The organism is Undibacterium sp. Ji49W (genome assembly GCF_049340205.1).
GTDB lineage: Bacteria > Pseudomonadota > Gammaproteobacteria > Burkholderiales > Burkholderiaceae_D > Undibacterium.
The window spans coordinates 516,302-531,954 of the sequence record NZ_JBMPOW010000001.1 but is presented as its reverse complement, the minus strand read 5'-3'; the positions used below and the strand labels follow the sequence as shown (position 1 = coordinate 531,954).

The window sequence follows — 15,653 nt, the reverse complement described above, 5'->3', positions numbered from 1 at the left end:
CAGATGAGCATTGTGCGGTCTATTCCACTGCCACGTCATCATCGCCTTTCTAAAGAAAGCAGTATCCATGTCATCGCTACGCTCGTTTCTGCACTTGTTACCAAGAGACTATTGCAAGACTAACCCGGCGCTGCTGCGTCTGTCGCTGAACCACATGGTCGTGCTGGTTGCTCTGGTGGCCAGTATTTTTCCTCTTTCCAGTCAAGCCCAGAGCGCTACTGAAGCATCGCCAGCAGCCAATACCAGTTCTGTTGCCAACCCGCGCCCCAAGGTCGCGCTGGTCCTGTCTGGCGGTGGTGCCCGTGGCTTTGCCCATATCGGCGTCTTGCGTGCCCTGCGCAAACTGCGCGTGCCGGTAGATATGGTCGTAGGCACCAGCATAGGTGCCGTTGTTGGTGGTGCCTATGCAGCCGGCCGTTCTGCTGACGAACTTGAACAGATCGTCCGTGATACCAACTGGGACAACGTGCTGGCCGACCGCCCTGCCCGTTATGACCTCGATTACCGGCGCAAGGAAGAAGATTTTCTACTACCTTCCCGCATAGAATTTGCCGTGACCAAATCCGGCGTCTTCCTGCCCCCTGCGGCAGCCGGTAATGCGGCGCTGGAAAATGCATTGACCCGTCTGATGCCGGAAGGCATGCGCGACCAGCCGGTTGATCAACTAACGCTGCCTTTCCGCTCTGTCGCTTCTGACTTGCTGACCGGAGACATGGTAGAACTGAACGACACACCTTTGCTAATGACCATGCGTGCCTCACTGGCACTGCCTGGTGTATTTGCGCCAGTACGTATCAAACAGAAACTGGTGGTAGATGGGGGACTGGTCAGCAATCTGCCGGTAGAACTGGCGCGTTCCATGGGCGCCGATATTGTGATTGCAGTCAATGTTGGTACACCACTGGCAAAAGAAAATGAATTGAACAGTGCGATTGAAGTCACCAAACAAATGCTGCAAATTCTGACCGAACAGAATGTACAGCGTTCGATCAAGGATCTGCGTAGCAACGATATTCTGATTGCGCCAGAATTATCCGGCATCAGTTTTCTCGACTTTGGTGAATATGTGAAATCCATCAAGGCAGGCGAAGCCGCCACCCATAAAATGGCCGATAAACTGGCTGCCCTGCGCGTTACGGACGAACAATATGCCAGTTTTGAATACCAACGCTCCACTGGCACACTGACCGCCAAACCCAGCACCGGCAAACTGCCACTGGCGAAGGTGGAAGTGGAAGGCCCTCGCTATATCAACCCCAAGGCCCTTATCACCCAAACCGGCCTACAGGAAGGGCAGGTACTGACGCCAGAACAGATACGACAGGCATCTGCACGCTTGTATGGACGCGGCGACATCGATAATGTGGAAACCGTTATCACCGATGCGGAAGGCAAGCGCAATGTGTTGATACGGCCAACAGAATCCAATTCCAGTCGTAACCGCCTGCGCGTGGGCCTGGAGCTGACCAGCGATTTTGCAGACGAAAACCGCTTCGCCTTAAGTCTCATGCATGTCGCTTCATCACTCAACAGTTACGGGGCTGAGCTGCGCAGCGTCGCGCGCATAGGCAGCGAACGTCAGTTGGGTATGCAGTTCTGGCAGCCCATTGGGTCAGGGTCACCCTGGTTCCTGGCCCCTTCCATCCAATACAATGGCAAAAGCCTGGACTTGTTTAATGATGGCCGCAAGATTGCCCGTGTCGGTGTGCGTGCCACCCAGGCAACCATGAGCTTTGGTCGTCTGCTGGACAACTGGGGCAAGATAGAAGCAGGTATAACGCGAGGTTTTGGTAAAATCGATTTGCTGCTGCCAGCCAATACCAGCCAGGACAGTGTGCGTTATTTTGATACGACGCAATTTGTCAATTTCCAGCTCGATACACTGGATTCACTGGCTTACCCAAGCCGTGGGAATCGTATCGCGGCAACCTGGGAAAGAGCACCGTCCAAAGGACCGGGCGAACCATCTCAGGCACAATCAGAAATCGATGTATTGACGGCCTTTCAGTTCGGCGAATGGGCTGGTCACGTGTATGGCGAATGGGGTAAATCGCAGCGCGGCAGCGCACCAAATCCGCTGGGTGGATTCTTGCGTCTGTCCGGTACGGCAAATAATTCACTGACGGGCAATGCCACCGCATTCAGCCGTATACTGCTGGCACGCAAGATAGGTTCACTTCCGAGCACGGTGGGCGGTGCCATACGGCTGGGCTTTTCTGCCGAGATCGGCAATGCCTATGGCGATACCCAGCCGCTACGCTTCAATACACTGAAGCAGGCAGCCAGCGCCCACATATCGATTGATACCCGGTTTGGCCCACTGTTTTTTGCCGCCGGAGCAACCCGCGGCAACGGTTCCTCGCTTTATCTTTTCCTTGGACCTATCTGGTGAGTCAGGCTTTTGACAGCGGGCGCTGCTTCCGGGCGGCGCAGCGCAGTGAAGGCTGAAAACTCCCAGGAGCGGAAACCCACCAGCAAGGTGAACCCATCACGCTCTTCCGGCTTCAGGCGCCGGTCATCCTGATGCAGCCTGGCCAGCTCGGCTGCCAGTTGCTGGATCTTTTGCACCAGTTCCTGTGCGCTGTGTGAAGAAACCCTTGCCGGTACAAACAGCAGGGTTTCACCAGGCCCGTCAAAGCTGCCGGCGAAGTAATCGCTGACCACCACATCACGAAAATATTGCTGTATCGGGCCATCCGGACGCCAGTGAAATGCGGGCGACACATTCAGGCGATAACGGTTATGCGGGCGCAGTTCTATCAGGGCCAGCTTGTCGAGTGCAATCATTTGCAATATGCATTCCGATTCGGACATGTGATAGGTTTCGATGATCTGTTCCAGCGTCCAGTGTCCAAGACAGCAAATTGCCACCAGCAAGAGCTTGGGGTCAGCCATCAGCGATTGTTCCTGCTCAAGGCTGAGGGTGTCAGATTGCGGTGTGACATCCGCTGCCTGCCGCAATATATCTTCCATAGCGATGCCTGCTGCCTTGCAGATTTCTGCCAGACGCGAAAGGCTCATGTCCTTTTGCCCGAACATGCGCTTCATGCTGGATTCGCTCATGCCTATGCGTTCTGCCAGCATTTTGTATGTCACGCCTGCTGCCCGCAATTCTGAACGCAAGACTTTCAAGACCAATTCGGGTGAACTCATGAACGCTTCCTGAGGAAAAGTTAAATTTTGCAAATAGTACCGTATTTCAATACTAAAAATAGTAATAAACAATGCTTTTAGTAATTTTATGGTACGTAATTTTAATTATTGCGACACTTCGACTCGCAATAACAGTGTGAAGTTCAACCCGTCGTGAAACTGCTCAGGGATTCTCAAAAAGACCCTGCCTGTCACATCACTGTCGCGCAAATAGGGTGTTGTCGTGTATTTGCGCAGTCCAGTCCGATAGTGCCGTCCAGTTTTCAGCGCGATGTCAACTCTGATACAGAGGAGCAAATATGGGCAGGGAAGTGGTAAGTAGAACAAGTCCGACAATCAAGGCCATCAATATGGAAACAGCCAGCAGATACCTCATCAGCATCTGCCTGACAATCACAATATTCGGGCTAGGCTATTTTTGCGGCACACAGGCAGAAAAAGAAACCCGCTTTAACAGGCATTTACATATCGGCACCCCTGCCACCAGTGCGACCGCTGATACCAGCCCCGCCAGCGTGCCTGTAGAAACACTGCGTCAGCAACAAATACCGCGCAAGGCAGGATTGCTGGTGTGACAAAACAGTTCAGCTTGCCTGAAAAAACGGCAAAAACCTGTCCGACAGGTGTGCCGTTAAAACCGTTTGTTTGTCACCGGATCAAACCAGTGCATTACATCGGCCGCAAAACCAACCGAAGTATGCTCACCGGCTTCCACTGCCGTACCGGTAGGCGTTCTTATCACCACAGGCTGTTCACCACAGAGTCCATGTACAAGCAAATCCGCTCCCAGCGATTCCACCAGTTGTACTTCCAGTGGCAACCCAGGCATGCCTATGAACAAATGTTCTGGTCGCACGCCCAGTATCAGTTCACGGTGCGCGACGCGCTCTGCTTCGCTTTGCACCAGCGGCAATGACACCAGCGACTGCCCTATCTGCATCTGGCGGCCAGTTTCACTGAGCTTGCCGCGCAACAGATTCATCGGTGGCGAGCCAATAAAGCTGGCGACAAAGGTAGTGGCTGGTGTGCCATACACCTCTGCCGGGGTCCCGATCTGTTCTGCCACACCTGCATTCATGACGATCATGCGCTGCCCCAGCGTCATGGCTTCCACCTGGTCATGCGTGACATACAGACTGGTCGTGCCCAGGGTCTTGTGCAGGCGCTGAATTTCCAGGCGCATCTGCACCCGCAGTTTGGCATCCAGATTCGACAGGGGTTCATCAAACAGAAACACTGCCGGTTCCCGGACAATGGCGCGGCCCATCGCCACCCTTTGCCGCTGCCCACCTGATAACTGGCGCGGCGTTCTTTGCAACAGCTCGCCCAGTTCCAGTATCTGCGCTGCCTTCTGCACCCGGGTTTCGATATCGGCTTTGGAAAAGCCACGTATCTTCAGCCCATAAGCCATGTTCTGGTAAACACTCATATGCGGGTATAGCGCATAGTTCTGGAAAACCATGGCAATGTCGCGGTCCTTGGGTTCAAGTTCATTGACAATGCGGTCACCAATGATGATATCGCCAGACGTGATTTCTTCCAGTCCGGCCACCATGCGCAACAAAGTGGATTTACCACAACCTGACGGACCCACCATGACGATGAATTCACCATGCTGTATGTCTATGGAGATACCATGAATGATATCAACGGCCTTGTCTCCTTTGCCGTAGGTTTTTTTGACGTTTTTTAAATGAACCTGTGCCATATGTTTATTATGTAACTCCATACGAATTGAAGCTTGACCGAGCATTTGTCATTTTTTGCCAGGGCATTTATTTCTCGGCATCGACCAGTCCCTTGATAAACCATCTTTGCATGACGACCACGACCAGAGCTGGCGGCAGCATGGCCAGCAGCAGGCTCGCCATCACCATATTCCATTCAACCGCAGCATCACCACCGGCAATCATGCGCCGGATGCCAACGCCTATGGGGTACATATCCTGTTCTGTCGATACCAGTAAGGGCCACAGGTACTGGTTCCAGCCATAAATGAACATGATGACAAACAGGGCAATCACATTGGTGCGTGACAAGGGCCACAGAATATCGACAAGAAACCGCACGGGGCCAGCACCATCTATGCGCGCAGCTTCTGCCAGTTCATCCGGCACCGTCAAAAAAAACTGCCGGAACAGGAAAGTCGCCGTCGCTGACGCAATCAGCGGTACGGTCAGCCCGGCATAACTATTGAGCATGGACAGATCAGACACAACCTTGTAGGTAGGACTGATACGCACCTCCACCGGCAGCATCAGGGTGATGAAGATCATCCAGAAAAACAGGCTGCGCCCCGGGAAGCGGAAATACACCAGCGCAAATGCAGACAGCATGGAAATGGAAATCTTCCCTATTGCTATCATCAGTGCCGACACCAGGCTGACCCATAGCATGCGTCCTACCGGGCTGGTAGCGACATTGCCAGATGTACCGCTGCCAAGTACCGCACTCAGGTTATGCCATAGCTGATCACCCGGGATCAGCGACATCGGTGCCAGTGCCGACTGCTCCGCTGTTTGCGTGCTGGCGACAAAAGCAACATAGACAGGAAACGCCACCAGACTGACGCCCAGTATCAGGATAAGGTGGCTGAACATTCCCAGAAAAGGACGGCGTTCTATCATGTTCAATACTGCACTTTCTTTTCTACATACTTGAACTGCAATACGGTAAGGACAATGACGATGCTCATCAGTATCACCGACTGCGCCGCTGCACTGCCCAGGTCACCACCCTTGAAGCCGTCATTGAATACCTTGAAGACCAGGATTTCAGTATCCTTGCCAGGCCCACCCTGCGTGGTTGCTTCCACGATCGCAAAGGTATCAAAAAAAGCATAGACAACATTCACCACCAGCAGAAAAAAGGAGGTGGGTGTCAGTAAAGGAAAAACGATGGTAAAAAAGCGGCGCCAGGGCCCGGCACCATCAATCGCTGCCGCTTCTATCAGGGATTTCGGAATGGACTGCAAACCCGCGAGAAAAAACAGGAAGTTGTAACTGATCTGCTTCCACACCGCAGCCAGAACGATCAGTATCATGGCATGCTGGCCATTCAAAAGACTATTCCATTCGACACCCACATGCCGCAAGCCATGCGCCACAATACCCAGCGTGGGATTGAGCAAGAACATCCATAACACACCGACCACCACAGGCGATACGGCATAAGGCAGAATCAGCATGGTCTTGTAAAACGAACTACCCCTGACCACGCGGTCAGCAAACACGGCCAGCAGCAATGAAATACTCAAGCCCAGCACCGCCACCAAAAACGAGAACAAGGCCGTGGTCTTGAAGGCCGCCAGGTAAGTGGGATCGGCAAACAAGTCCTTGAAATTATCCAGCCAGACAAACTGAGAAGCTATGCCAAATGCATCCTGCAGCAGTACCGACTGATAAAGGGCCTGGGCCGCAGGCCAGAAAAAAAACAGTATGGTGACCAAGATCTGCGGCAGCAGCAACAGATACGGCAACCAGGCAGATCGAAAACGTGCGCGTTTTTCCAAAAAATCCTCGAATGCTTAAATACTAAAACGGTAAAACCAAAAAGCTCACCACAGAGGCACGGAAACACAGAGAAAACAAAGGAGAGAAAGTATGGATTAAATTATTTCTCCATGAAGCTTTCCGCACTTCCTCTGTGCCTCTCTGTGTCTCCGTGCCTCTGTGTTGAGAGGTCTTGCAGTTCACTTATTCGCTTTTTCGAAACGTTCCAGCAATTCATTACCACGGGCGACCGCGCTATCCAGTGCTGCCTTGGCCGGTTTTTTACCGCTCCAGACTGCTTCCAGTTCTTCATCCATGATGGTGCGTATCTGTACGAAACTGCCCAGACGTATGCCGCGTGACTTGTCGGTGGTCTTGACGATCATCTGCTGCACGGCGACGCCAGGGCCTGGTGTCTTTTCATAAAAGCCCGAACTTTTGGTCAGTTCGTATGCAGCGTTGGTGGTGGGCAGATAGCCGGTTTCCTGATGCCATTTGGCCTGTACCTCTGCCTGTGAAAGAAATTTATAGAACTTGGCAACACCTTTGTATTCTTCCGTCTTCTTGCCATTCATGGCCCATAGTGATGCGCCGCCTATGATGGTATTTTGTGGCGCACCTTTGACGTCAGAATAATAGGGCATGGGCGACACGGCAAATTTGAATTTGGCGTTTTTTGCCACATTGCCATAAGCAGAACTGGATGAGGTCAGCATGCCGCATTCACCGGAGTAAAACTTGGCCTCTGGCTCATTCTTGCGGCCGGCATAAGTGAAATAACCTTGTTTGGCCCAGTTTTCCAGATTTTCTATATGTTTGACGTGTAAAGGGCTGTTGAACTTCAGCCGCGCATCCAGACCGCCGAAACCATTGCCTTTGGATGCAAATTCGACGTTATGCCAGGCAGAAAAACTTTCCAGGTGCACCCAGGTTTGCCAGCCGGTGGTGTACGCACATTTTTCGCCGTTGGCTTTCAGGCGGGCTGCGGCGGCCACCACTTCCTGCCAGGTAGCGGGTGCCTTGTTGGGGTCCATACCGGCTTTGGCAAACATGTCCTTGTTATAGTAAAACACGGTAGTCGAACTGTTAAAGGGGAAAGACAGCATCTCCCCTTTCGGTGAGGTGTAATACCCGGCGACCGCGGCTACATAACCCGAGGTATCAAATTTCTCGCCCGCCACCTTCATAACTTCCGACACCGGCTTGATGGCACCTTTGGAATACATCATGGTAGCCGTACCCACTTCAAATACTTGCAGGATATGCGGGGCATTGCCAGCGCGGAATGCAGCTATGCCAGCAGCCAGCGCTTCATCATAGCTACCCTTGTAGACAGCCGTCACACGGTATTCTGTCTGGCTTTTATTGAATTGATCTGCCAGACCGGTAACGCGGTCACCCAGCGCACCGGTCATCGAATGCCACCAACTGATTTCGGTCACGGCATGGGCAGAACCGGCAAGGCCCATGCACGCGGCGGCACTTACCAGTTGCAATTTGGTCGTAAATTTCATAGATGTCCCCGAAGATTTTATTAGCGTACTGTTTCTTGCAATAACACTACGATAGCATTGCCAACTGTCCAATGTATAGATAACACTTATAATTCTGCCTATGTGCAACAACAAAGCTGAATCATGAACCGCCTGTATTCTCGTCTGCATCTGTATTTCAAGCTGGTCAGGCTGGACAAGCCCATAGGTATCCTGTTATTGCTGTGGCCAACCCTGGCGGCGCTATGGCTGTCCTCGCAAGGTCAGCCCAGCTGGCAACTGGTGCTGGTTTTCAGTGTGGGTACAGTGTTGATGCGCTCTGCCGGTTGCGCCATCAATGATTATGCAGACCGTGATTTTGACCGGCACGTCAAGCGCACGGCAGAAAGACCGCTGACCAGTGGCAAAATCAGCGGTAAGGAAGCCGTTGGCGTGGCCGTGGTACTGGCCCTGATATCTTTTTCCCTGATACTGCCCTTGAACACGCTGACCAAGCAATTGTCCGTCGCTGCCGTGCTGGTGGCGGGCAGCTACCCTTATTTCAAGCGGTTTTTTGCCATCCCGCAGGCGTATCTGGGCATTGCTTTCGGCTTTGGTATCCCTATGGCTTATGCTGCGGTGCAAGATACAGTGCCCATGAGTGCCTGGATATTATTGCTGGCAAATGTCTTCTGGGCCGTCGCCTATGACACTGAATACGCCATGGTGGACCGTGACGATGACCTCAAAATCGGTATCAAGACCTCAGCCATCACTTTTGGCCGCTATGACGTGCTGGCCATCATGCTGTGTTATGCCATCAGTTTTGCCCTGATACTGGCAGTAGGCTGGCAAGCCGGACTGCGTACCTGGTTTGTGGCGGGCATGGGTGTAGCCGTATTGTTCGCGATTTACCATTACAGCCTGATACGCGAGCGTGAACGCATGGCCTGTTTTGCCGCCTTTCTGAATAACAATTGGCTGGGTGCAGCAATCTTCGCTGGCATTGCGCTGGACTATGCAGTAAAGTAAAACCATAGATTGCTACTTATTCAATTTTCTTGCGAGTCCTTGCGTTTCGACAAACCCGCCCCCATCTTTTTGCATAGACTGAATTTAATTAACTTATTTAATTCACTTGTTAATTCACTTCCCAACCAGAAAGGAAACATCATGAGTACAGTAGATGAGCATAAAGAACAGTTGATGAATGACTTGCATCTCGTCATCCGTGATGCAGAAGATTTGCTGAAAAACACCGAGCAACAAAGCGGCGAAGGCTTCAGAGCAGCCAAAGCCAAGTTTGAAAAAACCCTGAAAAATGCCAAGGCAGAAGTCGAACGCATTGAAGACCTGGTCGTCACCCGCACCAAAGAAGCAGCCCGTGCCACCGACGTCTATGTCAAGGAAAACCCATGGCAGTCTGCCGGCATTGCTGCTGGTATAGGTTTGCTGGTAGGTTTGCTCATCGGCCGCAGTAAATAAGTTCATGGCCATTACCGATTCGCTGGCACAACTGGCATCGACACTGATCAACAGTGTCCATACACGCCTGGAATTAGCCTCGGTAGAGCTGGAAGAAGAGCTGAATCGCTTTTCTTCCAGCCTGTTATGGTCGCTGGCAGCCATGTTTTTTGCCGGTCTGGCGATACTGGTTGCCATACTGACGCTGATTGCCCTGTTCTGGGATAGCTATCGCTATACCGTCCTGTTATCGCTGCTGGGTCTGTTTTCGCTGCTGGCCATCGGTATTTCCCTGCACGTACGCAGTGTCATGCGCAACAAACCGGCATTTCTATCCTTCACATTGGCTGAGCTGAAAAAAGACAGCACCAGCTTAAGCAATGCTGACCGCACTGTGGTTAAGGAATAGGCGTTCAGTCATGGTGAAACGGCAAGAAAAACTCGCACAGAAACGTCAGGCCTTATTGCTGAAGATACAGGCCCAACGCAGCCTGGTCACCATCTATGGCACAGAAATCAGGCAATCATTAAGCCTGGTGGATATGGCCAGCGAACTGTTCGGCAAGATGGGCAACTCTGCCCGTCGCCGTCCCATTGCCAGTCTGCTCATTACCGCCGTGGTCATGATACTCAAACCCGCGCGCGCCTTCGCTGTCGCAAGATCCGCCCTGATGGGCTGGCAAATCTGGCAAAGCCTGTCCAGCCTGGTGAAACACCTGCGTCAAAGCAGGGATAAGCCTGCGGCTTGAAGGCAGGAATAAGGAGTTTTTTACCTAACTCTTCTCTACAGCATCAAAAAAAGCCGCCATGAATTGTTGTCTGGTTGATTCATCACTAAATTCATCCGGTAATGGGTAGGTGATGCATTCCTGACAGGCATTAATAAATTGTTCAATACGTTTTGTGGCGTTTTCAATATTCTCGTACTCAGCAACAAATAACTGAGGCAGCCTTGCACTGATCTCACCGACAATACTGTCCATCGATGCAATGGCAAGTATAGGGTGTCCGGAAACCAGATAATCGAATAACTTGGCAGGTATGGATGCCTGGGATGAAGAAAGCATGATCAGACCATCCGCATTTGTGAGCAGCTCAAGTACGGCCTGACGTGGTACCAGTGAGCGAATCTCAATTGTCCAGTTGATAGCTCTGAACCGTTCTTCCCATGAACGCAATCCTGCAATTTCAGCGGTAGATAGATCTCCAACAAAAATCAGATTGCCATGGGCTTTTGGTAAGCCTTCCAGCAAAGGGTGTAGCAAGTCTGCGATTTTTCGTTCGGCACGTGAACTAAAAATCCGTCCGGCGTACATCAATTGCAAATGCCGCCCCTGATCTTTTTTTATGACATGGGGCAATTGACTGCCAGGCGGATAAGCGTTCGTTATGGCAACTGTTTTTTCGCGACAAAATGGAAGTCGTTCAACCAGCATTTTTTTCCAGCGCTCAGATGTAACCGTTATCAAACTTGCCTGTTTGAGTATCCTTTTCTCAGTCAAGCCTTCGCGCCAGCGCTGCAATGCAGAACTGACCAGCAAAGGCTTCATCGGTTCGTCCAGCCAGCCATCACGCATATCTACCAGCAATGGCAATTGAAACCGAAATGCAAGGTGAGATGCCGCAACATGAACAGATTCTGGAAAACTGGAAGACAATATAGCGTCAGCCTTGCCTGCATATTCCTTTACCAGCGGATGTCGCATTGCCCTGCGAGCCCAAAGCACACCGGGATCAGGGCTCAATAAAGCATAGGCCAGCAAACGCAGGCGTCGACGCACTTTGACAACGAAAGCATGCTTCGGTTGAACGTTAGATGAAAAACGTTGGTCGCTTTTCTTTCCATAGATACCCAGAGGATCAGGGATGCAAATCAAATGCCCCCATTCCATTTTACTAAACGTCTCTTGTTCAGCAGAGGCAATGATGGTGACAACAACTCCGGACGCCGACAACCAGCGAACGAAGCGCTCTATTCGATATTGTCCCAAGTGCTGTGGATCACACCAGTACGGTGCAATGATCATTAAATGACTACACTTCACGAGTCGCTCGCAATTCGCGGTAGATGCTTGCAAGCCTGTCAGCTTGCAATGTGACATCATATTCAGCTTCTATCAGGTCGCGGGCAGCCCGGCTGAGATCAATCCATTTTTCCGGCGCGAGTATCAAGGACTGCATTTGCGCCAACAGGCCATCGACATCATGCTCGTGTGCCAGCAAGCCGGATACGCCGTGCTTGATCACTTCCGGAATATCGCAATGAAAGGTACTGACAACTGGCATGCCGCTAGCGGCCATTTCTATAATGGAAACAGGCAAGCCACCTTCCGAATCGCCATCTTGAGCATGCACGCTGGGCGAAAAGAAAATATGGCTCTTATATGCTTCTTCCAGCATCTTCGTGTGAGTACAATACCCCAGCATCCGCACCTTGTCTGCCATGCCGTATTTGTCGATAACTGCAAGGATGTTTTGCTTTTCTTCCTTACTGCGAGGATCAGCATCAGCGTCACCAATCAGGGTAATCTCCAGACAAACACTATCCTGCAACCGGCCCAATACTTCCAGTGCACAAGGAATGCCTTTTTTTTCTCTGAAAGCGCCTGCTATCAAAACTTTTAACGGCGTAGCCGGATCCCATGCCCGGGGCTGGAAAGGAATGAATTTCAGATCCACCCCAAGATGATGGACACGCACTTTCTCTGCCTTACACCCTCTGGCTACAATACGGGAAGCCATGTGGCTTCCTTCACATAAAACCAGATCAACGCTATCAAACAATTGCGCGTAACGTGTCAGCCAACGCGAATCCTGCTGGGGAAGATGATCGACATCCAATCCGTAAAAAGTCACCACATGCGGCAAATTTAATTGTGTTGCGGCGAGAAGATCGAACCACCCCATATTACCAAAGTGGGAATGTATCACTGTACTACGCGAACGTTTGGCATACTGCTTCAACCAAAACGGATACAGGGGAATATTCAGTTTTCTGAGCAAAGCCTCAAACTTATAACGCAAGCCAGATGTACCACAGAAGCTATGCAAATCGGCTACTGGAAACAATTCAGGCTTACTAAGACCGATACAGGCAACTGTGCATTCAATATCTGCGGGCAAAGACTTAATCTGGTTATACAACCAGGTTTGTGTCGGTGCCAGCCAGACAGGGCAGCTATGTAATATTTTCACAGGTCGATAACTCAAGTTGCGTACCTTTACGTTATTCCACAGCCACCTGGGCATCTGTTTTTTGCACTATCCACAAATCCTGCCGATGAAAACCCTCGGGTGAAAAATGGATGACTTTGTATCCTATTTGATGGACTACGGATTCAACCCATTGTTTCGGATGAAAAGAACCAAACAGTTTTTTCCCCTCAATATCGCCGTCTCTGGTCACCAGGTTCCCTTGCCGAAAAGATTCCATCTGCTCTGGGCTTAAACAAAAAGTAAATTTCTCTCCATGAGTGGTAAACGCGAAATATCCTTGATCCTTCAACAGACGGTGCATTTCAGCCAGCCATTCATGTATTGATTTTTCTGACAGATGGGTAAAAATCGAAATCGCGTAAATAAAGTTGAATTGCTGATCGTTCAAGGCAATAGGTGGAGACAATCGATTTTCAAGGAAATGAATACCAGGTAATTTGGCATTACACCACTGAATCGAGGCGGCATTATAGTCAGACCCGGTCAATTCAACTTTTTGAAATCGCGTCAATTTTGCGCCAAGATGCCGAATTATTCGCGCCGGACCACAACCCCATTCAAAGACAGCGGCATCTGGACCATCAACATAGCGTTCGATCAGATCTGCAATCTTTTGCGCGTCAGTCATTCCAGATGAACGATAAGTCTCCCAGTTGACATTATGATTCGCATCAAATATCAATTCAGGTGGTGGAAGCTGAAATTCAGGATACTTCTTAACGAAAGCCGCATTTTCTTCTTCAAACTTTTTATTCAGGTAGCGGAAGTGTAATTTGTCAGCGACACCGCGCAGCCCCAGTGACCAAATTAGTTTTATCAAGTCTGATTTAAGTTTTTTCACGATAATTAAAGTTATAAGTTTGAGGGTGGTATTTGTTAACCATAGCAATGTGCGACTGTTTTCCAGGTAGCGATTTTAATCAATGCGCCACAAAAAATTACTGAGGCGCGAATCGCAATTCTTCCTGATTGACACAACGATGCCACCAAAAAATGACAGACAGCACGCGCCATAAATAGTACGGTTGGCCTTGAGCTAATTGCCGGTAAGCACCTTGCAGGTTGACAAAATCAATGAATGGGCAATCCGCTGTTGCCGCAACAAGTAAAAATTCACGATCATGCAGCAACAACCAATTCGTCATCGGAAAAGGAAAACCCATTTTTGTTTTTCGCCACACCACTTGGGAAGGCAGAAAATCTTCAGATGATTTGCGTAAAATCCATTTCAGCCAGCCATTCCGGATCAAATAATGCAAGGGAAGTGAAAACGCAAATTCAAGCAGCCGATGATCAAGAAACGGTGCGCGCACCTCTAGCGGCACTCCCATCGAAGACTGGTTACCAGAACGCAGCCAGTAATTCATACGCCAATTGCCGACATTGTCAATGAGCCGCTGGTTTATTTCCAGAGAGGCACCAGCACCTGGAAAACTGGTGTGTGAACCCGTTTTCAGTATGTTAAAAGCCGGTTCCGTTTGCGTCTTCCCGTTAGAAATTTTCAGGCCTCTGAGCAAGGTATTGAGAGGGGAAGCACGCATCTCGCTGAACCTGGCAATCTCATTGAGCATGGCAGGCCAGCGCCTTTGTCCATTTAAATGCCGTAAATATGGCCTGAAATATTCAGCGTAACCTGCCAGCACCTCATCACCAGCTGCGCCATTGATACTGATCTTAATTCCATCTGCCTTCATGCGTCGCCAGATATTGTGATTGGTAAGCATGTTGGGGGCATGAAAAGGTTCGTCCATGAGCGCAACAAAGCTGTCCATCTGTGGCAAAAAATCTTCTGATGGTGGTCGTAATACTGTGTAATCTACTTGCTGCGGATAACGTTCTGCAACCATGCGGGCATAAGGTTCCTCATTCTCACTCTTTGCCTGAAAAGCTACGGTGTATGCTTTCAACGAAGAACCTGCGCTGGCGGCAAATCCGACCAGGGCCGATGAATCCATACCGCCACTCAGCTCAAACCCGATAGGTACGTCGGCTCGCAAGCGGATCCTTAATGCATCACTTAGTATATTTTTAAATTGACCAATCGCTTCCTGATCGGAAATATCACTAGCCTGCATGCGCGACGCGGGGACAGCCCAATATGACTGGGGAACAAAACGACCATCATCATCGATCCAAGCATACGATGCGGCAGGAAAACTGAAGACATTGTCGTAGAAAGTTTTATTGTCGACATCGCGCCAACCAGATTGCACAAAATCCAGGATCGCATCCTTACGAACATCAAATTTCGTACCAAGTGAACGGAGCCCTTTTATTTCGGACGACCAGGCCAGGCGATCATGCAATCGACTGATATAAAGTGGTGCCTTGCCCAATCGGTCACGTGCCAGCAAAATCGCATTTCGGTCTACATCATATAGACTCAATGCCCAAAAACCATTGAGTCTTGAAAAACATCGCTCTCCCCAGCACTGGTAAGCACGTACCAATACTTCAGTATCGGAAGATGTATAAAATACATAGCCTAGTGCCTGAAGCTCGGTTCGAATCTCAAGAAAATTATAGATTTCACCGTTGAAAGAGATGCACACTTTATGATCGTCAGACCAAAAGGGTTGATGACCAGCATTCGATATATCAATAATAGAAAAACGAAGGTGGCCAAATGCAGCCCAATGCGGGAAGCATTCACTGGAATGTAATTGTGGCAAAGCCACGCCTTTGGCAGAGCGCAAAGTTCCGAAATCTATTGGTGCACCACCGTTAGCAGGAATGAATGTAATTCCTTCGTCATCAGGTCCCCGGTGATGAATCGCTGAATTCATCGCCATTATTTTATGGGCAGTGTCTTCTAGCCGGTGACGATGCATCTGGTAGCCTGAAACTCCACACATCA

15 protein-coding genes are annotated in these 15,653 nt (G+C 50.3%); 6 read left to right on the top strand and 9 right to left on the bottom strand.

The window, feature by feature from the left end; genetic code table 11:
• The first annotated feature begins 67 nt into the window (after nt 1-67).
• On the top strand, nt 68-2,392 hold the full coding sequence (locus ACO0LK_RS02290; protein WP_422971767.1) for a patatin-like phospholipase family protein: 2,325 nt from the start codon (nt 68-70) through the stop codon (nt 2,390-2,392).
• On the opposite strand, the gene ACO0LK_RS02285 is transcribed toward ACO0LK_RS02290, so the two are convergent.
• Nucleotides 2,365-3,153, bottom strand: coding sequence for a helix-turn-helix domain-containing protein (locus ACO0LK_RS02285; RefSeq protein WP_422971765.1), 789 nt, complete (start codon nt 3,151-3,153; stop codon nt 2,365-2,367). The two genes, ACO0LK_RS02290 and ACO0LK_RS02285, sit on opposite strands and share 28 nt — an antisense overlap.
• A 350-nt stretch (nt 3,154-3,503) precedes the next feature.
• Here ACO0LK_RS02285 and ACO0LK_RS02280 point away from each other — a divergent pair, with 350 nt between their 5' ends.
• A complete protein-coding gene (locus tag ACO0LK_RS02280) occupies nt 3,504-3,728 on the top strand; it encodes a hypothetical protein (RefSeq protein ID WP_422971763.1) in 225 nt (74 codons plus the stop codon).
• Between the two features lie 56 nt (nt 3,729-3,784).
• Here the strand turns inward: ACO0LK_RS02280 and ACO0LK_RS02275 are convergent, their stop codons facing one another.
• The 4 genes from ACO0LK_RS02275 to ugpB form a co-directional block, all read right to left on the bottom strand.
• Nucleotides 3,785-4,861 carry a sn-glycerol-3-phosphate import ATP-binding protein UgpC gene (locus ACO0LK_RS02275; RefSeq protein ID WP_422971761.1) on the bottom strand — a complete coding sequence of 359 codons (1,077 nt, stop codon included), beginning with the start codon at nt 4,859-4,861 and terminating at the stop codon, nt 3,785-3,787.
• Between the two features lie 67 nt (nt 4,862-4,928).
• Nucleotides 4,929-5,780: a sn-glycerol-3-phosphate ABC transporter permease UgpE gene (gene ugpE, locus ACO0LK_RS02270; RefSeq protein ID WP_422971759.1), complete on the bottom strand. Its 852-nt coding sequence runs from the start codon at nt 5,778-5,780 to the stop codon at nt 4,929-4,931.
• Between the two features lie 2 nt (nt 5,781-5,782).
• On the bottom strand, nt 5,783-6,664 hold the full coding sequence (gene ugpA / locus ACO0LK_RS02265; RefSeq protein WP_422971757.1) for a sn-glycerol-3-phosphate ABC transporter permease UgpA: 882 nt from the start codon (nt 6,662-6,664) through the stop codon (nt 5,783-5,785).
• Nucleotides 6,665-6,844: 180 nt separating this feature from the next.
• The gene (gene ugpB, locus ACO0LK_RS02260; protein WP_422971755.1) at nt 6,845-8,158 is read right to left on the bottom strand and encodes a sn-glycerol-3-phosphate ABC transporter substrate-binding protein UgpB; all 1,314 of its coding nucleotides are present in this window, start codon (nt 8,156-8,158) and stop codon (nt 6,845-6,847) included.
• Between the two features lie 123 nt (nt 8,159-8,281).
• Between ugpB and ubiA the strand changes: the two genes are divergently transcribed.
• From ubiA to ACO0LK_RS02240, 4 genes are all read left to right on the top strand, one after another.
• Nucleotides 8,282-9,148 carry a 4-hydroxybenzoate octaprenyltransferase gene (gene ubiA / locus ACO0LK_RS02255; protein ID WP_422971753.1) on the top strand — a complete coding sequence of 289 codons (867 nt, stop codon included), beginning with the start codon at nt 8,282-8,284 and terminating at the stop codon, nt 9,146-9,148.
• A gap of 141 nt (nt 9,149-9,289) precedes the next feature.
• A complete protein-coding gene (locus ACO0LK_RS02250) occupies nt 9,290-9,601 on the top strand; it encodes a DUF883 family protein (protein ID WP_186947223.1) in 312 nt (103 codons plus the stop codon).
• 4 nt (nt 9,602-9,605) lie between these two features.
• Nucleotides 9,606-9,989 carry a phage holin family protein gene (locus tag ACO0LK_RS02245; protein ID WP_422971751.1) on the top strand — a complete coding sequence of 128 codons (384 nt, stop codon included), beginning with the start codon at nt 9,606-9,608 and terminating at the stop codon, nt 9,987-9,989.
• A 10-nt stretch (nt 9,990-9,999) separates the two neighbouring features.
• Entirely contained in the window at nt 10,000-10,329 is a 330-nt protein-coding gene (locus ACO0LK_RS02240; protein WP_422971749.1) for a YqjK family protein, read from the top strand.
• 24 nt (nt 10,330-10,353) lie between these two features.
• Here ACO0LK_RS02240 and ACO0LK_RS02235 read toward each other — a convergent pair whose 3' ends face one another.
• The 4 genes from ACO0LK_RS02235 to asnB form a co-directional block, all read right to left on the bottom strand.
• The gene (locus ACO0LK_RS02235) at nt 10,354-11,607 is read right to left on the bottom strand and encodes a glycosyltransferase (RefSeq protein ID WP_422971747.1); all 1,254 of its coding nucleotides are present in this window, start codon (nt 11,605-11,607) and stop codon (nt 10,354-10,356) included.
• A gap of 7 nt (nt 11,608-11,614) precedes the next feature.
• Nucleotides 11,615-12,775, bottom strand: coding sequence for a glycosyltransferase (locus ACO0LK_RS02230; RefSeq protein ID WP_422971745.1), 1,161 nt, complete (start codon nt 12,773-12,775; stop codon nt 11,615-11,617).
• Nucleotides 12,776-12,806: 31 nt separating this feature from the next.
• The gene (locus tag ACO0LK_RS02225; RefSeq protein WP_422971743.1) at nt 12,807-13,637 is read right to left on the bottom strand and encodes a class I SAM-dependent methyltransferase; all 831 of its coding nucleotides are present in this window, start codon (nt 13,635-13,637) and stop codon (nt 12,807-12,809) included.
• A 97-nt stretch (nt 13,638-13,734) separates the two neighbouring features.
• On the bottom strand, nt 13,735-15,651 hold the full coding sequence (gene asnB / locus ACO0LK_RS02220; RefSeq protein ID WP_422971741.1) for an asparagine synthase (glutamine-hydrolyzing): 1,917 nt from the start codon (nt 15,649-15,651) through the stop codon (nt 13,735-13,737).
• Between the last annotated feature and the right edge of the window lie 2 nt (nt 15,652-15,653).

Excerpts from the sequence above, each read along its gene's own strand:
- ACO0LK_RS02275 (WP_422971761.1), bottom strand. The coding sequence starts at position 4,861 with ATGGCACAGGTTCATTTAAAAAACGTCAAAAAAACCTACGGCAAAGGA.
- ugpB (WP_422971755.1), bottom strand. The coding sequence starts at position 8,158 with ATGAAATTTACGACCAAATTGCAACTGGTAAGTGCCGCCGCGTGCATG.
- ACO0LK_RS02290 (WP_422971767.1), top strand. The coding sequence starts at position 68 with ATGTCATCGCTACGCTCGTTTCTGCACTTGTTACCAAGAGACTATTGC.
- asnB (WP_422971741.1), bottom strand. The coding sequence starts at position 15,651 with ATGTGTGGAGTTTCAGGCTACCAGATGCATCGTCACCGGCTAGAAGAC.
- ACO0LK_RS02245 (WP_422971751.1), top strand. The coding sequence starts at position 9,606 with ATGGCCATTACCGATTCGCTGGCACAACTGGCATCGACACTGATCAAC.
- ACO0LK_RS02235 (WP_422971747.1), bottom strand. The coding sequence starts at position 11,607 with ATGATCATTGCACCGTACTGGTGTGATCCACAGCACTTGGGACAATAT.
- ugpE (WP_422971759.1), bottom strand. The coding sequence starts at position 5,780 with ATGATAGAACGCCGTCCTTTTCTGGGAATGTTCAGCCACCTTATCCTG.
- ACO0LK_RS02250 (WP_186947223.1), top strand. The coding sequence starts at position 9,290 with ATGAGTACAGTAGATGAGCATAAAGAACAGTTGATGAATGACTTGCAT.
- ACO0LK_RS02285 (WP_422971765.1), bottom strand. The coding sequence starts at position 3,153 with ATGAGTTCACCCGAATTGGTCTTGAAAGTCTTGCGTTCAGAATTGCGG.
- ACO0LK_RS02280 (WP_422971763.1), top strand. The coding sequence starts at position 3,504 with ATGGAAACAGCCAGCAGATACCTCATCAGCATCTGCCTGACAATCACA.
- ubiA (WP_422971753.1), top strand. The coding sequence starts at position 8,282 with ATGAACCGCCTGTATTCTCGTCTGCATCTGTATTTCAAGCTGGTCAGG.
- ACO0LK_RS02240 (WP_422971749.1), top strand. The coding sequence starts at position 10,000 with ATGGTGAAACGGCAAGAAAAACTCGCACAGAAACGTCAGGCCTTATTG.